Genomic DNA, 25,228 nt, shown 5'->3' on the forward strand with positions numbered 1-25,228 from the left:
GATTCCGGCCTGCGCCGGAATGACGGTAGTTTGTGCACCGGCCGCCACTCAAGTGAGGCAACTCCATGGACCGCATCGACGCCATGAAAGTCTTCGTCGCCGCGCTCGACGAAGGCAGCCTTGCCGGCGCCAGCCGCAAGACCGGCCGCTCGGCCGCGGCGGTGAGCCGCGCCATCGCGTTTCTCGAAGCGCACGTCGGCGTCCCGCTGCTCCATCGCACCACGCGTTCGCTGAAATTGAGCGAGGCGGGCGAGCGTTACGCCATCGCCTGCCGCAAGATGCTGGCGGATCTGGACGAGGCGGACCGCAATGCAGCGGGCGAGCGTTCGGTGCCGCGCGGCACCTTGACCATCTCGGCTACCGTATTCGCCGGCGTGGAAATCCTGCGGCCGATCGTCGATGCCTATATGGACGAATTCCCCACGGTCAGCGTGCGGCTGCACCTGCTGGAGCGGCCGGTCAACCTGATCGACGAAGGCATGGACCTCGCGCTGCGCATCACGCATCTGCCGGATTCCAGCCTGGTCGCGCATCGCATCGGCGAAGTAAGGCGCGTGGTGGTGGCGTCGCCGCGCTATCTGGCCAGGCATCCGCGCATCGCGGAACCGGCGGATCTGGGCAAGCACCAGCTGATCGCCATGACGCATATGGGGCCGGAATCGTGGAGCTTCCCGCCGCAGGAAGGTTCGTCCGTGCCACGCGCGGTGGCGTTCACGCCGCGCCTGGTGGTGAACAACGTGCGTGCCGCGATCGACTCGGCGGTCGAGGGGCATGGCGTGACGCGCCTGCTTTCGTATCACGTGGCGCCGCAGGTCAGGGAAGGCGCCTTGCGCATCGTGCTGGCGGATGCGGAGCCAGCACTGATCCCGGTGCATCTCGTCTCGCCGTACGGACGCTTGTCCGTGCCGAAGGTGCGCGCCTTTGCCGACTTCGCCCTGCCGCGCCTGCGCGCGCGTTTCGCCAGCCTGGCCAAGGAAGTGGAGATGGCGCCGGACACACCGATTCCACCGCGGCGCGGAAGAATGTCTGCCGGATGACGGGGATTCGCTAGTCCAGCGTGCGCGCCTAGATTGGAGGCGTCGGGCACCGAGCCCGATCGGCGATCAGCCGAACCTCGTTTCCCACACGAGACGCACCCCATGAACAGCCAACAGAAAGTCGCCATCGTCACCGGCGCATCGCAGGGTATCGGCGCGAGCCTGGTCAAGGCCTTCCGCGACCGCAACTATCGGGTGATCGCCAACTCCCGTTCGATCCAGCCGTCCAGCGATCCGGACGTGCTGGCGGTGGCGGGCGACATCGCCGACCGGGCCGTGGCCGAACGCATCGTGGCGCAGGCGCTGGCGCGCTTCGGCCGCATCGATACCCTGGTCAACAACGCAGGCATCTTCACTGCCAAACCGTTCACCGCGTTCACCGCCGAGGACTACGCCGCCAATATCGCGGTCAATCTCACCGGCTTCTTCCATATCACCCAGCTCGCCATCGCGGAGATGGAGAAGCAGGGCAGCGGGCACGTGGTGAGCATCACCACCAGCCTGACCGATCATGCGATCGATGGCGTGCCGGCGGCGCTGGCCGCACTGACCAAGGGCGGCTTGAACGCGGCCACCAAATCGCTGGCGATCGAATACGCCAAGCGCGGCGTGCGCGTGAATGCGGTGTCGCCCGGCGTGATCAAGACGCCGATGCATGCGCCGGAGACGCACGGCTTCCTGGCCGCGCTGCATCCGGTCGGCCGCATGGGCGAGGTCGCCGATATCGGGGACGCCGTGCTGTACCTGGATTCGGCGGGCTTCGTTACCGGCGAGATCCTGCACGTCGACGGCGGCCAGAGCGCCGGTCACTGAACTACGTGAGGCGGACTTCGGTCCGCCTCTTTCATCACCGCGAGGAGAACGTCATGCCTTACATCCATATCCAGATCACCCGCGAGGGCACGGCACCCGGACGCAACGCCGCGACGGCGGAAGAGAAAGCGGCGCTGATCAAGGGCGTCAGCCAGCTGATGCTGGACGTGTTGAACAAGCCGCTGGACGCCACCTTTGTGGTGATCGACGAAGTGGACACGGAAAACTGGGGCTGGGGCGGTCTGCCGGCGCTGGAGTATCGCAAGCAGCGGGAAGCGGCGAAGAAATAAGGTGATGGGCCGCGCGGAGCATGCCGCGCGGTCCTGGCGTTCAATCGCTTACGCCAGCCACCACGCCGGAGCCGATCCATTCGGCCAACAGCTGGCCGGCGCGCGCAATGCCTTCCTCTTCGCCGAGACGTTCGACCAGGGCATTGCACAGTGTGTCGAAGCGCCCGTCGTCCTGCAGCGAAAGCAGGGCGGCGTGTTCGATGGCATCGACCTGCCGCAGGCGCGACATGAAACCCTGGCGCCACACCACCAGGCCCGCAGGCGCATCGAGCATTTCGGCTACCGGTGCGGCTGTTCCGTCCTGCAGCGCCGACCAGATCGCCATCGCATTGGTGGTGGCGGTGCGCTGGTGAAGGCTGGGGCTGAGGTGCAGTGTCGCGCGCTCCCAATCGACGCCATCGAGTTCGGCGGGCGAAAGCGCGGGAGCGTCGGGCGCAACGAAGACCTCGGACAGCGTCCACTCGATCCAGGCCAGCTCCTGCAGGTCCGGGTTGTGCGGATACAAGGCCTGCAGGCTATGGGCAAGATCGGCACCATACGCATCCAAGGTCCACGAGGATGGTGGGCGCTGGTCGATATAGTGAATGGCGAGCTCCAGGAACGCTTTGTCGCCCATCGCCAGCTTCAGTTGCGGATAGCTCGCGCGCAACACGTTGACCAGTTGCGTACGGTAGTTATTCTGGTAGGCGGCGAGGCTGCGTGCTGCGACCAAGCCACGGCGCAGGCCGTCTTCGTTGCCGGCCAGGGTCAGCCAGTCGCTGAAATTCTTCTGCATCTCGGCCAGCATCATGCGGCCTCCTGCATGGCCTTGCGGCCCTCGCGCAGTTGGCGTGCGGTATCGAGTTCGGCCAGCAGTTCCGGCAGCGGAGGGATCGCGTCGTCGCGCTCGATCATGGTGGCGACCGGGCCGAACATCGCCGTGGCGGCGGCATACAACGCCCACACTTCGTCATTGACGGGCTGGTCATGCGTGTCGATCAGCAGCTCCTCGCCCTGGGTGTGTCCGGCCAGATGGATCTGGCGCACGCGTTCGGCGGGAAGGCCGCGCAGATAGGCCTGTGCATCCCAGCCGTGATTCTGCGCGCTGACGTAGATATTGTTGACGTCCAGCAGCAGGCCGCAACCGGTGCGGCGGCTCATCTGGGCGATGAATTCCCATTCGCTCATGCTGGACGCCGCGAAGCTCACGTAGCTGGACGGGTTCTCGAACAGCATCGCCCGGCCCAGCGCGTCCTGCGCTGTCTCGATATTGCGGCAGACCACGGCCAGCGTTTCCTCGGTATAGGGCAGCGGCAGCAGGTCGTGCGAATTGAAATGGGCGTAGCGCGACCAGCTCAGGTGATCGGAGACGAACAGCGGATCGATCGCATCCACCAGCTTGCGCAGGCGCCGCAGATAATCGCCGCGCAACCCGTCCGCCGAGCCGATCGACATCGATACGCCATGCAGGATTACCGGATGGCGCTCGCGCACACGGCGCAGGATGTCCAGCGGCTGTCCGCCATCGACCATGAAGTTCTCCGAGATCACTTCGACGAAGTCCACCGGCACGTCGGTGTCGAGGAAGTCGCGGTAGTGCTCGCGGCGCAGGCCGAGGCCGTAGCCGTCGAAGGTGGGGATGGCGTGGGACATGGTGTTGCTCCTGCGTTCGTTTGAAAAAAGGGAGGTTGAATGCTCGCCTCAACCCAGCCCCCTCTCCCCTCCGGGGAGAGGGTTGGGGTGAGGGGCCGGGCGGAGCGCGACGTTGAACCTGGAGACAAACCCAAGAGCTTTTCTTCGCTCCGTTGAAATCTCGTGGCGAGCCCCGACCCCTCATCCGGCTGCCGCCACCTTCTCCCCGGAGGGGAGAAGGGCTTCAGCTTGGAACGTGATTACTTCGGCTCCGTCAACGTCCCACCCGCCGCCAGGCACTCCGCCTTCGTCTTCACCACAACGCCCTGACCCTTGCAGTCATTGAGCCCTTTGCAATCGTGCTTCGAAGTGGCGCAAAGGCTTTCGCCCTTGCAACTGTTGACGCCATAGCAACGCACCGGTTCACGCTGCTGCGCGCCCTGATCGGCCGCCTTCACCGGCGAGATGACGGAAGCTGCAGCGATGGCAATCAGAGCGGCCGCAGCGGCCAGACCGGAACGGGACTTCGTGGAGATGATGTTCATAAGGTGACTCCTTTGAATGGATGGAATGGAAGAAGAGAGAAGAAACTCAACGCACGCCGTTGGCGGCGTCCTCGATGACCTTGGCCACGGCCTCGGGCTGCGAGATGTACACGGCGTGGCTGGCCTTGATTTCGGTGACCTTGGAACCGGCGCGCTTGTACATCCAGCGCTGCAGGTCGGGGCTCAGCGCGCGGTCGTCGGTGGTGACCACGGCCCAGCTCGGTTTGCCGTGCCAGGCGGCAACCTGCATGGTGGCGCCGAAGGCGGCGGCGCTGGCCGGCACCTGCGAGACGGCCATGAAGTCGGTGCGGTTCTTGCCGAGGTCGCCGGCGAAGTCGTCGCCGAATTTCTGCGGATCGAAGTACAGGTGGCCGTCGCGGGTCGGCACGATGTCGTTGCTCGGCGATGGCATCGAGCCCACCACCTGCGACAGGCTTTCGCCCACGTCCGGCTGCACGCCGGCGACGTAGACCAACGCCTTCACCTTGTCGCGGTTGCCGGCCTGGGTGATCACCGCGCCGCCATAGCTATGGCCGACCAGCACCACGGGGCCGTCCTGTTCGCGGATCAGTTCGCGCACCTGTTCGGTGTCGTTGGCGAGCGTGTCGATGCGCGGCTGCGCCACGACGACCTTGTAGCCCTTGTGGATAAGGATGTCGTGCACGACGCGCCAGCCGGAGCCGTCGACGAAGGCGCCGGGCACGATCACGACGTTCTTGATGGCGGGGGTGGGCGCCTCGGCGGCGGTGGCGGCGCCGGTGGCGACGGCCATGGCGATGGCAATGCCTAGCAGGGTACGCATGGAAAGGATTCCTGGTTGATGGTGGTAATGCGGTGAGTTGGCGATGCGAATCAACGTGGGCGTTGCAGCAGCCGGTCGAGCGACCAGCGGCCGCCGCCGTAAGCGATCAGCGGCAGCAACAAGGCAGCCCAGGTCAGATGGGTGGGCCAGGCGAGCGGGTAGACGAAGATCTCGATCACCGCGGTCATGCCCAGCAGCGCCAGCGCCGACCCGCGGGTGAACAAGCCGGCCACCAGCAACACGGGGAACAGATGCTCCGCGCCGGTGGCGAGCCGGGCCGCCCATTCCGGCGGGATCACCGGCAGGGCGTATTCGGCGACGAACAGGTCGTAGGTCGACTGCTTGATGGTGAGGAAGCCTTCGACCTTGGTGCGTCCCGACTGGAAGAACACCGCGGCGATGGCGACGCGTGCGATCAGCAGTAGGGCGGCATCCGGCAGCGCGCGGGTCCACCGCGACGTGGTCGTCGCGGCCGCATTCATTACTTCGACTCCAGCGTGCCGTAGCCCTTGGGCGTCTTGATCGTGGTGCAGGTGCCCTTGTCGACCAGCACCCAGGCATTGCCCTGGTAGTCGGTCTTGGAGGTGCCGGCGCAGGTGGTGCCGGTGCCGGCGGCGCAGTCGTTCTTGCCGGCGAGGGCGACGCCGTAGCACTTTTCCATCGGCTTCTTCTGCGCTTCGTCTGCATGGGCCGAAGCGGCGAAACAGGCGAGGCCCAGGGCGAGGGTGGCGGCGAGCTTGGTGTGCGTGCGGTGCATGGGGGTTTCTCCTTGAGCGGCTATTGCGTGGGTGGAAGGGATGAGTGGAAGGGTTCAGATCAGGTTGATCGCGACGTCGATGTTTCCGCGCGTCGCCTTGGAGTACGGGCAGGTCTGGTGGGCGCCGTCGACGATGGCCTGGGCGGTGTCGCGGTCGAGGCCCGGCAGGCTCACGTTGAGCCGCGCCTGCAGGAAGTAGCCGCGCTCGGCGCTGTTGCCGAGGTCGACTTCGGCCTGCACTTCGGTAGCGGCCGGGAGGCGCACGCCGATCGACTGTGCGGCGAAGCCCATCGCGCCGATAAAGCAGGCGGACCAGCCGGCGCCGAACAGCTGCTCCGGATTGGTGCCGGCACCCGGCGCGCCCGGCGGGGTCAGCTTGAGCTCGAGGCGGCCGTCGTCGCTGCGCGACTGGCCGTTGCGGCCGCCGGTGGTGGTGGTCTTGCCGGTGTAGAGAACGTTGCTGCTCATGGTCGTGGTTTCCTGGTGGTGGCCATCGCGTCGGGATGACGGCGGCCGGTGGAGACAAGGAAACCGCGGTGGCGTATCCGGCTTGTGTCGCCGCAAGCGCCGAAAGGCAACGCAATGTGTAGCGGGCAGGGGCGGATACGTTCCGATACAAAAGCCGCCGCAATGGCGCCGTTGCTGGCTCCGGCGGCTTGTACATTCAGATACAAAAAGCCGCTTTGGCGGACACGCGGGGGATAAGGCGCGGCGCTCCAATACGCACCTGGGCGGTGCATGCGCACCGCGTCACCACTACGAGGCAATCCCCATGCGTCTTCTCAAAATCACCGCCGCCGCGCTGTTCCTGGCCGCCGCCTGCGTAGCGGCCTGGCCCGGCACCACCACTTCCGCCCTCGCACAGGAGCGCGAGGCCAGCCCCGCGCCGGAACTGAATGGCGCCGGCCCCTGGTTCAATTCAGCGCCGCTGACCCTGGCCGGACTGCAAGGCAAGGTGGTGCTGGTCGAGTTCTGGGCGCGCGAATGCATCAATTGCATTCACGTGCTGCCGCACACGCGTGAGTTGCATGACCGCTATGCCGCCGACGGACTGGTGGTGATCGGCGTGCACACGCCGGAGTACGAGGAGGAACAGGATCCGGTCGCACTCAAGGCCGCCATCCGGCAATACAAGATCGACTGGCCGGTGGTGGCCGACAACGACTACCGCCTGTGGAATGCCTATGGCAACCGCTACTGGCCGGCGCTGTACCTGATCGACCGCAACGGAAAGCTGGTCTACAGCCACTTCGGCGAGGGAAACTACGAGCAGGTCGAGCGCCGCGTCCGCGCGCTGCTTGGCAAGGCCTGATCGGGCGCATGGCAATGGGGCAGGGTATGGATCACATCGACAACATCCTGGTCGTGGACGACGACCGCGAGATCCGCAACGGCGTGGTCGACTACCTGCGCAAGAACGGCCTGCGCGCCAGCGCGGCGGTGGACGGGCGCGACCTGTTCGCCCAGCTCGACGGCTCGGCCTTCGACCTGGTGGTGCTCGACATCATGATGCCGGGCGACGACGGCCTGGTGCTGTGCCGCACCTTGCGCGCCGGCAAGCACCGCGCGCTGCCGGTGGTACTGCTCACCGCGCGCGACGACGAGACCGACCGCATCATCGGCCTGGAGATGGGCGCCGACGACTACGTGACCAAGCCGTTCGCGCCGCGCGAGCTGCTGGCGCGGATCAAGGCGGTGATCCGCCGCACGCGCATGCTGCCGCCCAACCTGCGCGTGACCGAGGCGGCCAGCGAGCTGGCGTTCGGCCGCTGGCGGCTGGATACCACCGCGCGCCACCTGCTCGACGAGCACGGCACCATCGTGCCGCTGAGCGGCGCGGAGTTCCGCCTGCTGCGCGTGTTCCTCGACCATCCGCAGCGCGTGCTGTCGCGCGACCAGCTGCTCAACCTTACCCAGGGGCGCGACGCGGAACTGTTCGACCGCTCGATCGACCTGCTGGTAAGCCGCCTGCGCACACGTCTTTCCGACAACGCCAGGGACCAGGCCTATATCAAGACCGTGCGCAGCGAAGGCTATGTCTTCAGCATGCCGGTGACCGTGCCGGGCGAGGGCGCATGAGCGCGCAGCCTGGCATGCGCAGCTTGCGCTGGCTGCCGCGCAGCATGGCCTCGCGCCTGTACCTGATCATCATCGCCGGCCTGCTGCTGGCGACCGGTTTGTCGCTGGCGCTGGCCTTCTACGAGCGTTTCGAAAGCGCCACCGCGGTGATGCTCAACACGGTGGAGCACGACGTGGCCACCTCGGTCGCCGTGCTCAACCGCCTGCCCGCGGCGGAGCGTGGCGACTGGCTGGGCCGGCTGGAGCGCGACAACTATCGCTACGTGCTCGGTGAAGGCAAGCCGGGCTTTGCCTTGATCTCAGCGCGTTCGCGCGAGTTGTCGCAACGCATCGCCAACGAGGTGGGTTCCGCTTATCGCGTGCATGCCGAGGCGATTTCGCGCGAACCGGAGCGCTACCAGGTGCACTTCACCCTGGGCGACGGCGCGCCGCTGACACTGGAAGTGACGCCGCAGTTGAAGCCGGTCGCGCCCTGGCTGCCGCTGGTGCTGGTGCTGCAGGTGGCGACGGTGCTGTTGTGTGCATGGCTGGCCGTGCGCCTGGCCACGCGTCCGCTGACGCGGCTGGCGCAGGCGGCGGAGGCGATGACGCCCACCGCGGATGGCCCGCGCCTGCACGAACAAGGCCCCACCGAAGTGGCGCAGGCCGCGATGGCGTTCAACACCATGCAGGAGCGCATCGCGCGCCACTTGAAGGAGCGCCTGCACATCCTCGCCTCGATCTCGCACGACCTGCAGACCCCGATCACCCGCATGCGCCTGCGCGCGGAGGGGCTGGACGAGGGCGAGGGACGCGAGAAATTGCTCGGCGACCTGAAGGCGATGGAACACCTGGTGCGCGAAGGCGTGGCCTATGCGCGCAGCGCGCACGGCGGCGCGGAGACGCCGGTGCGGCTGGACATGGATGCATTCCTGGAAAGCCTGGTGTTCGACTATCAGGACATGGGCAAGCCGGTGACCCTGGAGAGCGTGGCCGGCGGCACCGCGATGGTGCGCCGGCAGGCGCTGCAGCGCGTGCTCGGCAACCTGGCCGACAACGCGATCAAGTACGGCGGCTCGGCCCAGGTGTCGTCGTGGCGCGATGCCGGTGGTGCCTTGTGCATCGCCGTGGCGGATCGCGGGCCGGGCATTCCGGAGGACGAACTCGAACAGGTGCTGCAACCGTTCTATCGGTTGGAGGCCTCGCGCAACCGCGACACGGGTGGCGCGGGCCTGGGCCTGGCGATCGCGGCGCAGCTGGCGTTGGCGATGGGCGGAGTGCTGACGCTTGCCAACCGCAAGGGTGGCGGACTGATCGCCACCGTGACGCTGCCTTGAGGCGGCCCCGCGCCGGCCGTGGCATAAAAGGTGGTATCTGCGACATTTAAGTCGTGGCGCCCGAAGCCTAAAAAGTCCGCATCCCGCCGGCAATCCCGCCGGCGCATGCGGAGTATCGACATGAGCACCCACGAAGACGGCACCGCCCTTATCACCGGTGCCTCCACCGGCATCGGCGCGGTATACGCCGAGCGGCTGGCCCGCCGTGGCCATGACCTGATCCTGGTGGCACGCAATCGCCAGCGCCTGGACCAGCTCGCGCGCCGCCTGACCGACGAAACCGGCCGCTCGATCCAGGTATTCCCCGCCGACCTGGGCGATCCGGCCGGCGTGGCCGGTGTCGAGCAGCTGCTGCGCAGCGACCACAGCATCTCGATGCTGGTGAACAATGCCGGCATGGGCGCGGTGGCGCCACTGCTCGAATCCGACGTCGCGCGCATGACGCAGATGATCGAACTCAATATCGGCGCGCTGACGCGCCTCACCTATGCGGTGGTGCCGGGCTTCGTCGAGCGCGGCGGCGGCGCGGTGATCAATCTCGCTTCGATCGTGGCCATCGCGCCGGAAATGCTCAACGGCGTATATGGCGCGACCAAGGCCTACGTGCTTGCTTTCACCCGTTCGCTGCATCACGAACTCGCTGCGCAAGGCATCCGCGTGCAGGCGGTGCTGCCGGGTGCGACGGCGACGGAGTTCTGGGCGGATTCCGGCAAGCCGGTGAGCGAACTGCCGCCGGCGATCGTGATGACGGCCGAGGCGATGGTCGATGCCTCGCTGGCCGGCTTCGACCAGGGCGAGGTGTTCACCATCCCCGCGCTGCCGGAGCTGGGCGACTGGGCGGCCTATGAAGGCGCCCGCGAGAAGTTGCTGCCGCAACTTTCGCGTGCGCAACCGGCGACGCGTTATCTGCGCGCGGTGGACTGACGCTTCGCACCGGCAGCATCGCCGAACCCGAGAAGGCCGCCACCGCTTCGGGTGCCGGCGCGGGCGCGGCGCTCACCGGCCGCTGGCTCCAAAAACACGCGCTTTTAATCGATTCCCGTGCTATCAACCGGCGGTTGTCGTCAGGGGGACGATCCAGGGTATTCCAGCGGTGGTGGCGAGAGGGCATGTACATCCCGGCCCCTCTCCCGCAGCCGTACCAGAAAACGCGTGCGATACGGCAAGGAGCTATATCCGATGAACGCAGAACACGAAGCGCTGCAGCGCCAGCTGCAGTGCATGCAGACGCAGGTCGATCAACTTCAGCAACAGCTGCAACGCAAGCGCGTGCGCCGCCGTCCGTTCCTGGCGGTGCTCGGCATCGCCGCACTGGGCCTGATCTTCAGCTGGGCCGCCCATAGCCAGAGCGACAGCACCGAGTTCCTGCTGATGAAGCAGGTGGCGGAGCTGGAAACCCGCATGGGGAACATCGAGAAGCAGCTCGCCTCCGGCAAAGTGAGGGCGCCTTTCAGCGTGGTGGACGCCAAGGGCTTGCCGATCATGTCGGTGTTCGCCGGCAGCAACCGCGGCGTGCAGGTGATCAATGACGCCACCAAGCCCGGCTCAACGGCTACCGCGGTCTCCATCGAGGCCGGCGACGTCGCCGGCGTGCGGGTGCGTGCCGGCAATGAGCAGGCCTGGATCGGCGGGCTGGACAAGGGTGTTGGCATTTACGTGGCCGGCGATGGGGGTGTGCAGGACATCCGCACCTTGATGACGGCGAATCTCGGTTTCGAAGTACGCCGCAGCGATCAGCGCATGTCGACGCTGGGCGTCACCGAGAAGGGCAATGTCGCGCTGCGGCTGTATTCGCCGGAACCGACGCCGGAGACGGAGACGCGCCGCCAGCTGGTGGCGGTGGGCGTCACCGCCAAGGACGACCTGGGCGGATTGGAGGTGCGCGATTCGGCCGGCAAGTTGCTGACCCGAGTCAGCAGTGTCGGCAACAAGACCGGCATCGTCAGCGTGTATCCGGCCTCCGACAATGCTTCGGCCAGCATGCAGATCAACGATGGCGGTGCGGGCCTGCTGGCGGTGCTGGCCGACGACGGCACCGCGATCGCCAGCCTGTCGCGCGGAAAGAATGGCGGCCTGTTCCAGCTGACGGATTTTCCCGGCGACGTGATGGTCAAGGCCGGCGTGACCGACAAGCACACCGGCGGCGTCTTCGCCGGGCCCGAGAGCAGCGCCGCCGGGAGCTTCCTGGTCGGCCGGAATCCTGCTCACCCAGGCGACGCGGCGGGCGGCGACTGATCCGGCGCGACGCCGCTCAGCAGCCTGCAATGACGAGCAGCGCGCCTGTCAGCGCCAGATTGGCCTGCCAGGCGCGCAGCGCCGCTTCGCGCGCGGCATCGGTGGCGCGCCAGAAGTCCAGCATCAGCAGCGAGGCCAGCACGGTGAACACCGCCAGGCCGAGCGCCGCGAAACCTGCGTGGAGCTGCAGCGCGAGCATCGATCCGGCGACGAGCTGGAAGATCGAGCCGACGGCGAGCGTTGCGCCGGCGCAGGGGATGCGGCGTGCGGACAGCGCGCCGGACAATCGGGCGAAATGCCGGAAGTGCAGGGCGCCGTTTAGCGCGTAGTACAGGCCGAGCAGGGCGTAGCCGAGAGGCGCCAGCCAATGATGCGCGAACATGCGGGAAACCTCGGATTCCGGGCGAATCCGAAGTCTCGACCGATCGCCGCAGCTTCGCGGTTCATATCTTGCGGGATCGGGGCCGCGCTATCTCAGGTTTTCGAGCTGCGCAGCCAGCTGCGATTCCAACTCCGGCCATTCCTCGCGCAGGATGCTCAAGCTGCACCTGTGCATCGATGGGCGATCGATGCAGTATGCAGGCACCGGGTGGCAGGCCAGGGGCAACGAGGGCGTTCATGCAGGCATCGCAAGCCATGCCATTGGCGGAACTGGGCGAGCGCATCTGCGTGCTGGGTCCGTCCAACAGCGGCAAGTCCACGCTGGCCGATGCGATTGCCCGCAAGCGCGGCTTGCCGGTTGTCCATCTCGACCAGCTCCATCATCTGCCGGATACGGATTGGCAACCGCGCCCCTTCGACGAGTTCGTGGCGCTGCACGACCGGGCGATCGCCGCCGAGCGCTGGGTCATCGACGGCAACTACACGCGTTGCATGCCGCAGCGCCTGCGCCGTGCCACGGGCCTGATCCTGCTCGACGTGCCCGTATCGCTCAGCCTGCTTCGCTATGTCAGAAGGACGCGCGCCGGCAGCAGGCGCGTGGGCGCCATCGCCGGCGGCCGCGAGCGCATCAGCTGGGACATGCTCCATCACATCGCGCTGGTGACGCCGGGGAACCGCAAGCGCTATCTGGCGCTTTATCGCGATCTCGAGCTGCCCAAGCTGCACCTGCCGTCCGCGCGCGCCATCGAGGCGTGCTATCGGGATTGGGGCCTGCAACGCTAGGAATGCTCGCTGCGCAGCTGCGATGAGCGACGCGTCACGAAAGATGTCGCAGCACCGCACGCAGCAGGGCGCGCCTATGGCCTGACCGCGGCGCTCGCGCTATGGTCCATCCATGCCAGCGGACTGCCGTGCCGACAGGAAGCGTGCCGTCGCCCCTGGCCACCGGGCCGATCCGTGCATTGCGGCATCAGGGGAGGAACCAGGCAGGTCATGGCGACGATGAGCGGCCCGCCGAAAGGGCCATCCGTGTTGAGCATCTTCGTGTTCGGCAGCCTCACGGCCGTCCTGCTGCTCGCGGTGCTGATGAGCGGCTTGCGCTCGGATCTGCGCGCCCAGCTCGGCGAGAGCAGCCATCGCACGCATGAGCTGGCGGCGCACGTATCGCAGGCCATGCGCATGCCCTTGCGCTTCAGCGCCAACTCGCTGACTTTCATCGCCGAAGAGTCGAGCCGGCTGCAAAGCACGGCGCCGCAGCAGAGCGAGGTGCTGCTCAAGGGGCTGGTCGCCGAAATCATGCGGCGGCAGCCGCAGATCCTGCATATCGACGTGGTGGCCGCGGAAGGCTCCGCGTCCGGCGCCGTACACGAGGTGTCGACCGGTACCGTGTGGGCATCCTGCGCTGCAAGCGCGCTGCGCGTCGCCGGTGCACCTTGCTTCGGTCCCGTGGTGAACACGACGGATGGCGAGGTGATGTTTGTCGCGGCGCCGTTCGACGAGCATCGGCGGATCGTGGCGGACATGCAGGTCGCAGCGCTGCAGCGCGCGCTGGTGGGCGTCCCGCATGCGAACGACATCTTCTTCGCGCTCGAAGATGCGCACGGCCGGACCATCGTCCAGGGCGGCGATGCCGAGGCCGCGGTGGCCGATCCGAATGCATCGGCCCCGCCGTGGTGGGTGCGCCACCTGTTCGGCTGGCAGGGGCCGCTGCCGCTGCGGGCCACCACCGCGATCGAGCCGTATCCGTTCAAGGTCGTCGCCGGCATCACTTACCAGAAGGCGCTGGCGCCATGGCGCCGCCAGGTCGCCGCGGCGGCGGCGTTCTATCTGTTCTACCTGTTCGCCTTCGCCAGCCTGCTGGGCGTGATCTATCGCTCGGCCAAGGTGCAGCGCTATTACATTGAGCATCTGCAGGCCAAGACGCAGGAGCTGCACACCGCGCAGCGCGTCGGGCGGACCGCGATCTGGACGTTCCAGCAGGGGCGCCTGGCCTGCACCGACGAGGAGGGCGAGATCTTCGGGCTTGCCGGCGGGCGCAATGCGGCGAGCGTGCGCGAATTCCTGGCGATGGTGCATCCGCAGGACCGTGCGCCGCTGATCGGGCAGGTCGGCGCGGCCTGGCGCAACCAGGACAATCTGCGCGCGGAGTTCCGCATCAGGAAGGCCGACGGCAGCGAGCGTTCCCTCTCGGCAGGCGGCAAGGTGGTGGTCGGCCAGGACGGCGCGCAGTTCATGACCGGCACGGTGGTCGACGTCACGGAGCAATGGAACGCGCACCGGCGCCAGGCGGAAAGCGAGCATCGCTTCCATTCGCTGTTCGAGCACAACCCGCTGCCGTTCTGGGTGTTCGACGCCGATACGCTGCGCTTCCTGGAAGTGAATGCCGCGGCGATGAAAGCCTATGGCTATACGCGCGAGGAACTCCTCGGCATGACCATCGCCGACCTCAGGGACCCGACGGAACGTCCCGGCCTGGTCGCGCATCTGGCATCGCCGCATGAGTCGCGCAGCGCGCCGCGGGTGTGGGCGCACCGGACTCGCGACGGCAAGCGCATCGATGTGCGCATCCACGCCGCCGATATCGTCTTCAACGGCATCCCCGCGCGACTGGTGCTGGCCGAGGACGTAGGGCAGCAGCTTGCCGGCGAGCGTGAGCTGGCCTACCGCGCCACGCACGATGCAGTGACCCGGCTGCCCAACCAGCACGCGTTGCTGAACCGGCTGGACGTACTGATCGCCGAAGGCCGCCCCTTCGGCATCGCCTATATCCAGTTGCTGGGCATGGATGCCATCGCGGACACCTTCGGCATCAGTGTCGCTGCGGGTGTGTTGCGGGCGATGACCGCGCGCCTGGTGGAGCGCGTGATCGGCGATGAATTCCTGGCGGCGGTGACGCATGAGTCGTTCGTGTGGGTGGCTTCGCGGGACCGCATGAGCGAGGCCGGCCTGCAGGCCATCGTTCACTGCAGCAACGAGCCGCTGTACTTCGAGGAAACCCAGCACCAGATCGAAATCGTGATCGGCGTGGTCGCTCATCCGCGCGATGGCGCGCGTGGCGACGTGCTGTTCGCGCACGCGGCCCTGGCGGCGCATGCGCAAGGGCGCGGCCAGCGCGCCGTGCATTACTTCGAGCCGTCGCTGGCGCAGCAGTCGAAGGAGCGCATGCAGTTCTCGGCCAGCCTGCGGCGGGCCGTGCGGCGCCACGAATTCGAGATGTATTTCCAGCCGATCACCAATTATCCCGACCAGCGCCTGATCGGCCTGGAGGCGCTGATGCGCTGGCCGCAGGCCGACGGTTCGCTGATTCCGCCCTCGACCTTTATCCCGGTGTGCGAGGAGTCCGGCCTGATCGTGCCGCTCGGGCGCTGGGTGCTCAACCAGGTGGCCAAGGCCAGCCTGCAATTGAAGGAAGCCGGCTTTGACGATCTGCCGATCGGCGTCAATATCTCGCCCGCGGAATTGCGCGGCAGCGACCTGGTCGCCAACCTGCGCGGGGTGCGCGCGGCGTATGCGCTCGCCGATCACGCCATTCATATCGAGCTGACCGAGAGCTGCCTGATCGAGCATCGCGACAAAGCGATCGAGGTGATGCGGCAGTTGCGTGCCGATGGCGTGGCTGTCGCGCTCGACGATTTCGGCACGGGTTTTTCCAGCCTTTCCTATCTGCGCGACCTGCCGATCGACATGCTGAAGATCGACCAGGCCTTTATCCGCAGCGTCGACCGCGACGCCAGGTCGGCGACCATCTGTGATGCGATCATCGCGCTGGGCAAGAGCCTGGGCATCCGCGTGATCGCCGAAGGCATCGAGCGGCCCGCGCAGTACCAGTGGCTGCATCGGCATGGCTGCGACGGCGCGCAGGGCTTCTATCTGGGCCGGCCGGAACGGCTGACGGATTTCCTGGCGCAGTGGACGCCGGCGCGGGCCCGGGCGCGCTGAACCGTCGCCACGCGGCGGTTGCGCACCTGGCCATTCGGTCTACTTGCTGGCCGGCGGGGCGCCGAGTACTTTCCCACGGCCTCGCGGCGGGGGGACAACAGTGGACTGGTCCGCAGTTTTCGCCGGCGCGGCGCCTTAACCTGACGAGCACACTCAGGTTGGCAGACTGTTTCATTGAGCGTCAGGGACCGGTTGCTCCGCGCCACGCGGAGAACCATGACGAACCGCCAGGCAGCGCAAGGGATTGGAAGTGCCAAAGATACGAAGCGAACAAGGAACCCGCATGCATCATGCAGCTTCGCGCACACCGGCCGCGGGTCGGTTCATGCTGTTCGCCGCCATGGGCATGCTGGGCGCCAGCCCGCTCCTGGCCGCGCCCGGCCAGCCACAGAATCACGTCAAGGAGAAACATGCGATGACCACGTCGGCAGCTACCGACTCTTCGTCGGGCATCAGCGCGACCCAGGCCTTGCAGCGGACGCTGGAATTGATCCGCGGCAGCAAGAGCGTCGCGGACATCACCCCCGAGTCCATGCAGGGCACGTTCGGCGTGCAGGTGAAGAAGGTCGATCCGCAGGAGTTCGGCTACGGCCAGCACCTGCCGGGCAACTGGGCCTTCAGCATTCTGCGCCAGGACGTGGACGGCAGCGGGCGCGTGGACCTGAACTTCGATCCGCTGCCCGGTACGCAGGCCGCGTTGAAGGACATCTGCGAGCCGGATTTCTCCCGCTTCACTGCGGAGCTGGAATCCATGGGCTTCGCCCGCCACTCCGCGCACGGCGAACACAATCGCTGGACCTACGACGCCTTCGAGCGTCCGGGCATGCGCGTGGAGGTGTATCCGGAGGTGGAGCATGCCGACAACGGCGAGCCCACCGGTCCCACCTGCGTGAAGATGGTGCTGGTACGGTAAGGAGACCGCCATGCCTTTATCCACGGAAGCCCAAGCGGTCGTCGATGCGTTCGGCCACCAGACCGGCGTCACCTCACAACAGCTGCAGAACCTGCAGAACACGCTCAACGGCTCGCCCGCGCTGACCCAGGAGGTCAACGACGCGGTGGCGCAGGGACATCTGCAGCGCATCGTGCCGCTGACCAATCCTCATGCGGGCGGTGAATACAGCCCGCAGGACAAGGAGATGCGCCTGCCGCTGACGATGCTCGACTCGCCGGCACACGGCGCCTACAAGCCCGGCGAGGCCACCTTCGTGCTCGGCCACGAGCTGCAGCACGGCTTCAATGCCGCCGAGAAGGCCCAGGCCAGCACCAGGTTCGGCCAGGAGCTGACCGCGGTGGCGCAGTCGCCCGATCACCAGCACGACTACACCGCGCCTATCGGCAATCTGATCGCCGCCAGCCGGCGCGACGAAGCGGGTGCGGAGATCTCCGGCTGGAACGCCATCGTCAGTGCCGCGCAGAAGGACGCGACGGATCACCATCGCGCCGCGCCGACGCTGCAGGACATCTACAAGGAGCAGCCGTTCCGCATGAAGGATTTCATCGACGTCGACCGCAGCCATGTGCCGCCGACGTATTCGATGAAGCCCAACCTCGAGGTCGACGCCCACCTGCACATGGCCACCTCGGCCAAGAACCTCGAAGGCATGGGGCAGAACTATTTCGACCGCGCCGGTGGCCTTGGCCACAACGGCAATTCGACTTACGCCAACTACTACGGCGCCAGCGCGATCAGCGATGCGGTGCGCTTCGAGCGGGCCTACAACCCGCCGCAGCCGGGCGTGCCCGCCCACGAGATGCGCGTCGACATGGCGAACCTGCATCTGAGCCCGCGCATCGTGGCCGAGAACGGCATCAACCTGGGCAGCAACACCGCGCCGGCGCCGTATATCGACCGCAGCTCCGGCACCTCGGTGGATGCGCAGTTCCGCCATAGCGCGGGGACCCACACCTACCAGCCGATCGCACCGCTGCCTTCCACCGGGGAGCCGGGAGTGACGCGCCTCGACCAGGCGGCCCATCCCGACCACGGCCTGTATCGCCAGACTCTGGACGCGGTGCATCGCCTGGACGTGCAACATGGACGCGAATCCGACGTCAGCAGCAACAACCTCGCTGCAGCGGTGACGGTGCAGGCGCGGCGCGACGGCTTGAACAAGATCGACCACGTCGTGCTGAGCGAAGACAAGAGCAAGACCTTCGGCGTGCAGGGCGACCTGCATTCGCCCACCAAGCAGATCACCGAGGTGGGCACGGCGCAGGCGGTCAATACGTCGGTCGCGCAGAGCAGCCAGCAGTGGCAGCAGCACCGCGCCGCGCAGCCGGAGCAGCAGAATCAGAACCAGCAGCAGAACCAGCAGAACCAGCAAGCCCAAGCTCGCTAGGCCCAGGCTCGCTAAGCCCAGGCTCGCTGGGCCCGAGCTCGCTAACTGCAGGGTGGGTGTGCCATCCGGCTCAAGCGATGGCAGGACAGCAGTAAATCATCGAGGTGCCGCTTGTCGGCACCTCTTTTTTTTAGCGCCTCGCCACGCCATGGCCGGGAATGAACCATCCATTCCCGGCCATGCGCCGGTTTACAGCGAGAAGCGCAAGGCGTTCGCGCGCCGTTCGACCAGGCCTACCGCCGGCTGATCCTGCAGGCGCAGGTCGCGCAGCTCGTACGGCGGTGCCACGCCGTGCAGGCTGGCCGGATCGAAGTGCAGACGCAGTTCGCCACTGCCCGTTTCCAGCCACGCCGCCGATTGCGCATAGGCAACCGGAACCTGCGCGCCATTCGCGCCGCGGCCGTAGAGCACGCCGGATACCGCATAACGGCTGCCGCTGCGGATATCCACGCCGAACGCGATATCCACGCCGCCATCGCTGGCGCGCTGCGGTTCGGCGTTGCCGGTGAAGCGTGCGTCGGGCACCGCGACCGCCACCGCGGTGTTGACGTTGCGCCGCACCTCGCGGCCATTGGCGTCGGTACCGGTTACCGTGCTCTGCACTTCCCACAGGCCGGGGATGCCAGCTTGCTTTGCCGGACTGGCGGTGGCGACGAAGCTGCCGTCGGCCTGGCGCTGGAAGCTCAGCGGCGTGGTGTCGCCGTCGGGCGAACGCAGCACGCCCGAGGCTGCGCTCAGTGCGCGCTGCTGCTTGCCGTCGCGCAGGTTCACGGCCACCTGCAGGTTGCCGCCGAGCAACAGCTCGGGACGGTTAGCCTGCGCTTCGACTACCAGCGGACTCTGCGGCTCGTATACATAGACCACGTAGCGACCGCGCGCCGTCGGCGCCTGCAGCGTGGTGCGGCCGGCGCCGAGGTCCGGGCGCAGCTGCAATGCCATCGAAGCATCCGTGGCTTCCATGCCGGCAGCCTTGAGCTGCTCGGTATCGGCGACATGGCGGGTGGCCGCGTTGCCGTCGAAGCGCTTGCCGCCGACCTGCAGGCGCAGGTCCGCCGGCTGCAGCCGCGCGCCGCCCTGGCCGGGGCTGAGGCGGATGATCGCGCCGGGTGCGGTGGTGGAGAGTTCGACGCCGCGCTGCAGTTCGGTGTCGCTGACTTCGCGCCAGTATTCGCGGCTTTCGCGGCGCACCGGCGCCGGCGTCGCCTGCAGCGACTCAGTGGAGTTCAGCGCCCAGCTCACCTGGATCGGCTGCCGCTCGGTATGCACCTGCGGCGCGGTGGGCGCCAGCCGGCTCGATACCGCGGCGGTGGGGTTGGCGGTGCGGGCGTGCACCAGCGTGGGCACCAGGTCGCCGGCCTGCGCCGGCAGCAGGTTTTGCGTGGCGGCGAAAGCGGACAGGGGCAGGGCGCCGGCGAGCAGCGCCAGCATCAACGGTCGAATGCGCATGGCGGCTTATCCCTTGATGTCGTTGGCGAGGACGGATTCCAGGCCGAAGCAGGCGCGGCGGCTCTGGTTGTGGTTCAGTACCGCGCCCCCGCTGGTGCGCTGCGTATCGCGGAACCACACGCTGCCGGCGGCCGAGGCACTGCTGCAGTTGATGAAGCCGTCGGAACAGCTGTCCAGCCAGTTTTGGGTGATCTCCAGGCCCACGCTTTGCGCATAGCCGCCGCAGTAGCTGTCGCTGTTCCACACGCCCGAGGTCACGTCCGTGCCGACGACGTCGCGGAAGCTCACCGGCAGGGACGGGCGCCCGGCGGTGCCCAGCAGGTTCTGCTGGTTGTAGGTGGCCATCCAGCTCACCTGCTGCATGCGCACCGCGTCGTTCTGGTAGCCGAGCAGCCAGCCCAGCGCCGACTCGAACACGTTGCCGTTGATCACCGCATCGGCCAGCGGCGTGCCCGCACTGGACGGCGCGATCGCGTCGATCCGCACGATGCGGCGGATGATGTTCGGATAGCGCGCGTCGTAGGTGGGGTTGGACAGGATCCAGCGCATCACGTTGCCGCCGTTGGAATGCGTGATGACGATCAGGCGGTCGATATTGCGGCTGTTGATGAAGTCGGTGAGCTGCTGCGCCAGGCAACCGGCGGCGCGGTTGTCCCACATGTATTGCTCGAAGTCGCAGTTGACGACGAGCAGGTTCTGCTTGTCGGTCAAGCCGCCGCGCACGCCTTCGACCATGGCCGATTGCCAATAGTCGTTGGCCGCGTCGGTCTGCTTGCCGGTGCCGTGCACCAGGGCTACGCCAGTGGCCGCGTTGGCCGTGGCGCAGGCCAGGGCGAACAGCAAAGTTCCGATTAAAGTTCCGATCAAACGTCGCACGTCAGTTCCCTCCTTGAATGGGCGCACGGCGCGAAAGCCATGCGCGGGTAAGGCGCCCGTGCAGGACGAAGGGTTTCGTCGGGAACGGCGCGCCGGCGATCGGGCACGCATGGAGGGTGCTGGCGGTGATGCCCGGTACCGGCTTCCATGCGGACTTGAGGCTTGGCGCGGGGAATCTAGCGGGCGTGTCCGCTGTGTTTCTGTGAAGCGGTGCGGCTATCTGGGTTGCAGGCAGATGTCATGCGCGCGCATTGCGGCGTTCGCGGTCGCGGCGTGAGGAAGTCGTGAGCTTGTGGCTTTGACGTTTCGAACGTTTCGAACGATGTGTGCGTTGTGCGCAACCGCAGCTAGGCTCGTTGCGTGGCCGTGCCGGAGACATGCCGATTGCCGTGCACATACCAGCGCCATGGGAAATCCTTGGCCACGCTGATGCCGATGCGCGGTCCGCCGATGGCGTGATCGGGTGGTGGCGTACCGTCGTCGACGACGGTGAAGCCTTCCGATGCGTCAACCAGGTCGATGCCGTCCTGTGCGCGGTCGATGCCGAGCGCCTGGGTCAGGCGCGCCGGGCCGCGGCATAGATCGCGGTCGACTGCGATGCGCGGACGCGCCGCGCGCATCAGCGCCAATCCATGCAGCGGTTCCAGCGCGCGGATCAGCACGGCGCAACCGGCGCCCTGCGGACCGCAGACGCAGTTGGCGCACCAGTGCATGCCGTAGGTGAAGTAGACATACAGATGTCCGGGCGGCCCGAACATGGTGGCGTTGCGCGGGGTCTTGCCGCGGTAGGTGTGCGCGGCCGGGTCCACCGCGCCGGCGTAGGCTTCGACTTCCACGATGCGGCCTGCGCGGCCATCCACCGTGGCGAGAATCTTGTTGAGCAGCAGGGGCGCGACCGTGGTGGCGGGGCGATCGTAGAAAGCCCGCGGCAGCGGTGTGCCGGGCCAGTGGATCGGCGCTGCTTTGCTACGAGCCACGCTGGTTCTCCCTTGTGCGCGTGGCGAATCGCGCCGCAAGCGCCGCTCCCGAGTAAGCGCTGTCGTCGGTGATTTCTACGCCGGTAAAGGGTGGCGGTGTGTAGTTCGCCGCTGCCTGTTCGGAGTCGAAATCAATCTCGAAGATCGCCAGCGGTGGCGAGGACGGATAGACGTCGATGGCGCCACCTTCCACGGCATAGCGCTGCTTGCGCACCGGTGTGCCGGGCAACGCGGATAGCGTCAGGTATTCATCCTGCGACAGGTAGATATTGGTGATCGGGTTCGGCAGCGCATCGGCGCGGCCGTACTTCTTGCAGAGTTTGTAGACCACCTCGCCATCGGCTGCCTCGATGCGGCGAAGGCGCAGCAGGCTGCGCTCGATATAGCGGTCGTCGATGATGCGATAGGCCTGATCGGCAAGCTCGGCCAGATACGGAGGCGCTACCAGCCAGCGCCGTTCGATTTCCGCCTGCGAATACTTTGGTTGTTTCATGCGCGCTATTGGCCCTGGCCCAGCGAAGCCTTCCAGGTGTTCCAGGTTTCGAGATAGTCGGCACGGTTGAGCGATTCGGCCAATTGGCTGACGAAGCTGTACTCGGCCGCCAGCACGGCCAGCCGGTAGTCCTCTTCGATGAGGTAGATCCACGGCACGCCATCCTGCCTGGCCTGCCCGAGCATCGACTCGATGGTGTCGATCTGCTCCCGCATGGTGCGCTGCCTTTTCTGCAGCAGCTCCACGGCTTCGCTGGGCTCCATCACGCTCAACAGCGAGAGCGCCACGCCGAATTGCGGGTATTCGTGCTGCGGTTTGGCGGTCCATTCGCGCATCCAGTCGTACAGCTCCTGCCGACCCTGGGCGGTCAGCGCATAGACCGTCCGTTCGGGCCGCAAGGTGTCGCGCAGGGTTTCGTGCTCGACGATGAAGCCGGCCTTGAGCAACTGCTCCACCACCATGTAGAGCGAGCCGCGGTTGTACTTGATGTTGCGGTCCTTGCCGGTCTCCTTGAGCCGCTTGCCCAGCTCATAGGGGTGCATGGGACCGGTCAACAACCAGGCCATCACGGCCAGGGCCAGCGGATTGGACACTTTTCGGCTGCTCACTGGGCCTCCTGTCGCTGCAGGGAAGGAGTGTGGGTATCGTTATGGTTGCAATCAACTAGTCAGTATCAACTATTTGATCTATAGTGCCGCCCCTATGAGCCCGAACTCGAATCCGTCCGACCTGCCCGGCCTGCCTCGACGGAGAGTGCAGGTGCTGCCCTACGATCCGCAGTGGCCGCTGACATTCGAGCGCCTGAAGGCGGGCATCGGGGGCGCCGTCCAGGGCACCGTCGACGCCATCGAGCACGTCGGCAGCACCTCGGTGCCGGGACTCGCGGCCAAGCCCATCATCGATATCGACCTGATCGTCGCAACGCGCGACGGGATGGCCGCGGTCATCGAGCGCCTGGCCGGCATCGGCTATGTGCATGTCGGCGACCTGGGCATCGAGGATCGCGAAGCATTCGAACCCCCACTGGATCTGCCTGCACACCATCTGTATGCCTGCGTGCGCGGCTGCGTGGCGCTGCAAAACCATCTGCTGGTGCGCGACTACCTGCGCGAGAACCCGCCGCTTGCGCAGGCCTATGGCGATCTGAAGTTGCGGCTGGCCGAACATTGCTCCGACGATCCGCTGCGCTACAGCAAGGGCAAGACGGATTTCCTGCTGGCCGTGCTGAGCGAAGCGGGTTGCCGGGAAGAGGCTTTGCGCAAGGTTCGCCGCGCCAATCTCGGCGCCTGAGTACCGGCGCCGCGTTTCAGGACGAAGGCCCGAGCATTCCGATGTGTTCCAGCCGCAGCCGATGCCGGAAGCGCCGGCTCACGCGCAACTCGGTGCCATCGGCCAGCGTCAGCAGCGCATCGCGCGTCGGCAGCAGGCCGAACTTGCGCACGCGATCCAGCGCAACGATGGCCGAGCGGTGGATCCGCGCGAAGCGTGCCGGATCCAGCCGCTGCTCGATGCCATCCATGCTCGCGTGGAGCATATGCAGGCGCGGGCCGACGTGCAGGATCACGTAGTCGCCGCTGGCTTCGATCCAGTCGACCTGGTCCGCGGGCACCCACACGGTCTGGCCGCCTTGCCTGGCCTCGAAGCGGGTCAGCCACGTGTCGCCGGAAGCAGCGCCGGCCTGCAGCAGGCGCAGCAGCTTGTCGACTTCCACGCCGGCGCGCTGCTGTTGCAGGCGATGCCGTGCAATGCGCAGCGCTTCGTCGAAGCGATCGTCGTCGATCGGCTTCATCAGATAGTCCAGCGCATGCACGCGGAATGCTTCCAGCGCGTAAGCGTCGTATGCGGTAAGGAACACCACCAGCGGCAGCTCGCCTGGCGCGAGCCTGGACAGCATCTCGAAGCCATCCATGCCGGGCATCTGCACGTCGAGAAACACCAGCTCGGGACGAAGCGAGCGGATCAGTTCCAGCGCACTCTGGCCCGAGTCGGCCTCGCCGGCGATCTGGATATCCTCGGCCCGGCGCAGGCAGACGCGCACGCCGCGGCGCGCCAGCGGCTCGTCATCGACGATGAGCGCGCGGATCATGCCTGGGCACTCACCGCGGCGTGCCGCGGAATATCGATGACCGTATCCCAGCCGCCTTCGGCGACGTCCGCGGCGAAGCGATAATCCTCGCCGTAACGGGCGGCCAGCCGCGCGCGCGTATTGGCAAGCCCCAGTCCGCCGCCTTGCAGGCGTTTCCCGGGCATCCCGCCGGCACGGTTGCGGATGGCGATGCGCACGGCGTCGCCGGCGCCGGTCACCGCCAGCGACAAGCTGCCGCCTTCGACGAACGGCGCGATGCCGTGGCGAATCGCATTCTCAACCAGCGGCTGCAGCAACAGGTGCGGCACTGGCGTATCCAGCACGTCGGCATCGCATTGCACCGTGGCGGCCAGGCGCCAGCCGAGGCGGATCTGCTCGATCTCGATGTACTGCTGCACCTGGGTGAGTTCCTTCGCCATGCTCACGTCCCCCTGCCGGGTGGGCTCCAGGGTGGAGCGCAGGAAGTCCGCCAGCAGCGCGATCATGCGCCGTGCTGCCGTGGTCTCTCCTTCGCCGACCAGGGTGGACACCCCATTGAGCGTGTTGAACAGGAAGTGCGGGGTGATCTGGTAGCGCAGCGCCTTGAGTTCCGCCTCGCGCGCCAGCGTCTCGGCCAGCAGCCACTGGCGCTCGCGCTGCTGCGCTTCCTGCCAGTGCCAGGCGCCGCGGTACAGCGCAGCCCAGGCCGCCAGCATCAGGGTAGGGCTGAAGGCGTTGGCAAAGCCGACGAAGAGAATGGAATACCACTGCGAAGACGCAGCGGGTGGATGGCCGAATACCGTTTCGAGCGCGGCGCCGGTGGTCGAACACAGGATGCCCATGGGATAGGCGCAGGCGATGACCACGGCGAAGGTCCGCGGCCACGATGCTTTGGCAACGGCCAGCCGGTAACTGATGGCGAGAATGATCGGGCTGGCCAGAAACGCCATCGCCGTGGTGCCGAGAAAATACATCAGCACCGGAAACGCATTGCGATACGGTAGCGCGCCCAGCGCACTGACGAGGCCATAGCCCAGCCATCCACCGCAGTGGATCAGCCAGAACCGGGGGCGCTGCCTGGGATCGATGGATTCCGCCATGGGTTAAACAGTTTGCGCCACGCCGCGCACGCACGGAAGTCGCCGGCGTACCGGCTGACGGTCGCGAGCGGTCCGCCTGCCGAAAAGCGCAACCGCCACCCGGAAGCGGTTGCTAGCCTGCCAG

The 25,228-nt window shown here is 66.9% G+C and carries 28 protein-coding genes; 13 read left to right on the plus strand and 15 right to left on the minus strand.

Annotation, left to right across the window (positions count from 1 at the left end; translation table 11 throughout):
- The first annotated feature begins 65 nt into the window (after window positions 1–65).
- The 3 genes from AB4083_RS08140 to AB4083_RS08150 all read left to right on the plus strand — a co-directional run bounded on the left by AB4083_RS08140 (window position 66) and on the right by AB4083_RS08150 (window position 2,140).
- A complete protein-coding gene (locus AB4083_RS08140) occupies window positions 66–1,037 on the plus strand; it encodes a LysR family transcriptional regulator (protein WP_441607279.1) in 972 nt (323 codons plus the stop codon).
- Window positions 1,038–1,139: 102 nt separating this feature from the next.
- On the plus strand, window positions 1,140–1,850 hold the full coding sequence (locus AB4083_RS08145; protein ID WP_441607280.1) for an SDR family NAD(P)-dependent oxidoreductase: 711 nt from the start codon (window positions 1,140–1,142) through the stop codon (window positions 1,848–1,850).
- Window positions 1,851–1,903: 53 nt separating this feature from the next.
- A complete protein-coding gene (locus tag AB4083_RS08150; RefSeq protein WP_441607281.1) occupies window positions 1,904–2,140 on the plus strand; it encodes a tautomerase family protein in 237 nt (78 codons plus the stop codon).
- Between the two features lie 40 nt (window positions 2,141–2,180).
- Here the strand turns inward: AB4083_RS08150 and AB4083_RS08155 are convergent, their stop codons facing one another.
- From AB4083_RS08155 to AB4083_RS08185, 7 genes are all read right to left on the minus strand, one after another.
- A complete protein-coding gene (locus AB4083_RS08155) occupies window positions 2,181–2,930 on the minus strand; it encodes an HvfC/BufC family peptide modification chaperone (protein ID WP_441607282.1) in 750 nt (249 codons plus the stop codon).
- A complete protein-coding gene (gene bufB / locus AB4083_RS08160) occupies window positions 2,927–3,772 on the minus strand; it encodes an MNIO family bufferin maturase (protein WP_441607283.1) in 846 nt (281 codons plus the stop codon). The genes AB4083_RS08155 and bufB overlap by 4 nt, the downstream gene beginning before the upstream one ends.
- Window positions 3,773–4,011: 239 nt before the next feature.
- Window positions 4,012–4,296 carry a BufA2 family periplasmic bufferin-type metallophore gene (bufA2, locus tag AB4083_RS08165; RefSeq protein ID WP_441607284.1) on the minus strand — a complete coding sequence of 95 codons (285 nt, stop codon included), beginning with the start codon at window positions 4,294–4,296 and terminating at the stop codon, window positions 4,012–4,014.
- A 46-nt stretch (window positions 4,297–4,342) separates the two neighbouring features.
- Entirely contained in the window at window positions 4,343–5,098 is a 756-nt protein-coding gene (locus AB4083_RS08170) for an alpha/beta hydrolase (RefSeq protein WP_441607285.1), read from the minus strand.
- Between the two features lie 50 nt (window positions 5,099–5,148).
- Complete coding sequence (locus tag AB4083_RS08175; RefSeq protein WP_441607286.1) at window positions 5,149–5,580, minus strand: DoxX family protein; 432 nt, start codon at window positions 5,578–5,580, stop codon at window positions 5,149–5,151.
- Window positions 5,580–5,855, minus strand: coding sequence for a BufA1 family periplasmic bufferin-type metallophore (locus AB4083_RS08180; protein WP_441607287.1), 276 nt, complete (start codon window positions 5,853–5,855; stop codon window positions 5,580–5,582). The genes AB4083_RS08175 and AB4083_RS08180 overlap by 1 nt, the downstream gene beginning before the upstream one ends.
- A 54-nt stretch (window positions 5,856–5,909) precedes the next feature.
- The gene (locus tag AB4083_RS08185) at window positions 5,910–6,323 is read right to left on the minus strand and encodes an organic hydroperoxide resistance protein (protein ID WP_441607288.1); all 414 of its coding nucleotides are present in this window, start codon (window positions 6,321–6,323) and stop codon (window positions 5,910–5,912) included.
- A gap of 304 nt (window positions 6,324–6,627) precedes the next feature.
- Here AB4083_RS08185 and AB4083_RS08190 point away from each other — a divergent pair, with 304 nt between their 5' ends.
- The 5 genes from AB4083_RS08190 to AB4083_RS08210 all read left to right on the plus strand — a co-directional run bounded on the left by AB4083_RS08190 (window position 6,628) and on the right by AB4083_RS08210 (window position 11,485).
- The gene (locus AB4083_RS08190) at window positions 6,628–7,167 is read left to right on the plus strand and encodes a redoxin domain-containing protein (RefSeq protein ID WP_441607289.1); all 540 of its coding nucleotides are present in this window, start codon (window positions 6,628–6,630) and stop codon (window positions 7,165–7,167) included.
- A gap of 26 nt (window positions 7,168–7,193) precedes the next feature.
- Window positions 7,194–7,934 (plus strand): response regulator, encoded by a 741-nt coding sequence (locus AB4083_RS08195; RefSeq protein WP_441607290.1) that lies wholly within the window; start codon window positions 7,194–7,196, stop codon window positions 7,932–7,934.
- Window positions 7,931–9,250 (plus strand): ATP-binding protein, encoded by a 1,320-nt coding sequence (locus tag AB4083_RS08200; protein ID WP_441607291.1) that lies wholly within the window; start codon window positions 7,931–7,933, stop codon window positions 9,248–9,250. Before AB4083_RS08195 ends, AB4083_RS08200 begins: the two co-directional genes overlap by 4 nt.
- 120 nt (window positions 9,251–9,370) lie before the next feature.
- Window positions 9,371–10,174 (plus strand): SDR family NAD(P)-dependent oxidoreductase, encoded by an 804-nt coding sequence (locus AB4083_RS08205; RefSeq protein WP_441607292.1) that lies wholly within the window; start codon window positions 9,371–9,373, stop codon window positions 10,172–10,174.
- A gap of 255 nt (window positions 10,175–10,429) precedes the next feature.
- Window positions 10,430–11,485, plus strand: a complete 1,056-nt coding sequence (locus AB4083_RS08210; RefSeq protein WP_441607293.1) for a hypothetical protein — start codon at window positions 10,430–10,432, stop codon at window positions 11,483–11,485.
- Between the two features lie 16 nt (window positions 11,486–11,501).
- Here AB4083_RS08210 and AB4083_RS08215 read toward each other — a convergent pair whose 3' ends face one another.
- On the minus strand, window positions 11,502–11,867 hold the full coding sequence (locus AB4083_RS08215) for a hypothetical protein (RefSeq protein ID WP_441607294.1): 366 nt from the start codon (window positions 11,865–11,867) through the stop codon (window positions 11,502–11,504).
- 236 nt (window positions 11,868–12,103) lie between these two features.
- Here AB4083_RS08215 and AB4083_RS08220 point away from each other — a divergent pair, with 236 nt between their 5' ends.
- From AB4083_RS08220 to AB4083_RS08235, 4 genes are all read left to right on the plus strand, one after another.
- On the plus strand, window positions 12,104–12,649 hold the full coding sequence (locus AB4083_RS08220) for an AAA family ATPase (RefSeq protein ID WP_441607295.1): 546 nt from the start codon (window positions 12,104–12,106) through the stop codon (window positions 12,647–12,649).
- A 246-nt stretch (window positions 12,650–12,895) separates the two neighbouring features.
- Complete coding sequence (locus AB4083_RS08225; RefSeq protein ID WP_441607296.1) at window positions 12,896–15,805, plus strand: putative bifunctional diguanylate cyclase/phosphodiesterase; 2,910 nt, start codon at window positions 12,896–12,898, stop codon at window positions 15,803–15,805.
- A 283-nt stretch (window positions 15,806–16,088) separates the two neighbouring features.
- A complete protein-coding gene (locus AB4083_RS08230; RefSeq protein ID WP_441607297.1) occupies window positions 16,089–16,718 on the plus strand; it encodes a hypothetical protein in 630 nt (209 codons plus the stop codon).
- Window positions 16,719–16,728: 10 nt separating this feature from the next.
- A complete protein-coding gene (locus tag AB4083_RS08235) occupies window positions 16,729–18,147 on the plus strand; it encodes an XVIPCD domain-containing protein (RefSeq protein WP_441607298.1) in 1,419 nt (472 codons plus the stop codon).
- Between the two features lie 189 nt (window positions 18,148–18,336).
- Here AB4083_RS08235 and AB4083_RS08240 read toward each other — a convergent pair whose 3' ends face one another.
- The 5 genes from AB4083_RS08240 to AB4083_RS08260 all read right to left on the minus strand — a co-directional run bounded on the left by AB4083_RS08240 (window position 18,337) and on the right by AB4083_RS08260 (window position 22,547).
- Window positions 18,337–19,593 carry a DUF4785 domain-containing protein gene (locus tag AB4083_RS08240; protein ID WP_441607299.1) on the minus strand — a complete coding sequence of 419 codons (1,257 nt, stop codon included), beginning with the start codon at window positions 19,591–19,593 and terminating at the stop codon, window positions 18,337–18,339.
- A 6-nt stretch (window positions 19,594–19,599) separates the two neighbouring features.
- On the minus strand, window positions 19,600–20,460 hold the full coding sequence (locus tag AB4083_RS08245) for a hypothetical protein (RefSeq protein WP_441607300.1): 861 nt from the start codon (window positions 20,458–20,460) through the stop codon (window positions 19,600–19,602).
- Between the two features lie 356 nt (window positions 20,461–20,816).
- On the minus strand, window positions 20,817–21,446 hold the full coding sequence (locus tag AB4083_RS08250; protein ID WP_441607301.1) for a DNA-3-methyladenine glycosylase: 630 nt from the start codon (window positions 21,444–21,446) through the stop codon (window positions 20,817–20,819).
- The gene (locus AB4083_RS08255) at window positions 21,436–21,939 is read right to left on the minus strand and encodes a hypothetical protein (protein WP_441607302.1); all 504 of its coding nucleotides are present in this window, start codon (window positions 21,937–21,939) and stop codon (window positions 21,436–21,438) included. The genes AB4083_RS08250 and AB4083_RS08255 overlap by 11 nt, the downstream gene beginning before the upstream one ends.
- A gap of 5 nt (window positions 21,940–21,944) precedes the next feature.
- On the minus strand, window positions 21,945–22,547 hold the full coding sequence (locus AB4083_RS08260) for a helix-turn-helix transcriptional regulator (RefSeq protein ID WP_441607303.1): 603 nt from the start codon (window positions 22,545–22,547) through the stop codon (window positions 21,945–21,947).
- A gap of 94 nt (window positions 22,548–22,641) precedes the next feature.
- Between AB4083_RS08260 and AB4083_RS08265 the strand changes: the two genes are divergently transcribed.
- A complete protein-coding gene (locus tag AB4083_RS08265) occupies window positions 22,642–23,229 on the plus strand; it encodes a GrpB family protein (protein WP_441607304.1) in 588 nt (195 codons plus the stop codon).
- 16 nt (window positions 23,230–23,245) lie between these two features.
- On the opposite strand, the gene AB4083_RS08270 is transcribed toward AB4083_RS08265, so the two are convergent.
- Both AB4083_RS08270 and AB4083_RS08275 read right to left on the minus strand, forming a co-directional pair.
- The gene (locus AB4083_RS08270; RefSeq protein WP_441607305.1) at window positions 23,246–24,025 is read right to left on the minus strand and encodes a LytR/AlgR family response regulator transcription factor; all 780 of its coding nucleotides are present in this window, start codon (window positions 24,023–24,025) and stop codon (window positions 23,246–23,248) included.
- Window positions 24,022–25,104: a sensor histidine kinase gene (locus AB4083_RS08275; protein WP_441607306.1), complete on the minus strand. Its 1,083-nt coding sequence runs from the start codon at window positions 25,102–25,104 to the stop codon at window positions 24,022–24,024. Before AB4083_RS08275 ends, AB4083_RS08270 begins: the two co-directional genes overlap by 4 nt.
- Window positions 25,105–25,228 lie beyond the last annotated feature (124 nt).

Origin of the sequence: Dyella sp. 2RAB6, from assembly GCF_052115385.1 — a bacterium.
Taxonomy (GTDB): Bacteria; Pseudomonadota; Gammaproteobacteria; order Xanthomonadales; family Rhodanobacteraceae; genus Dyella_D.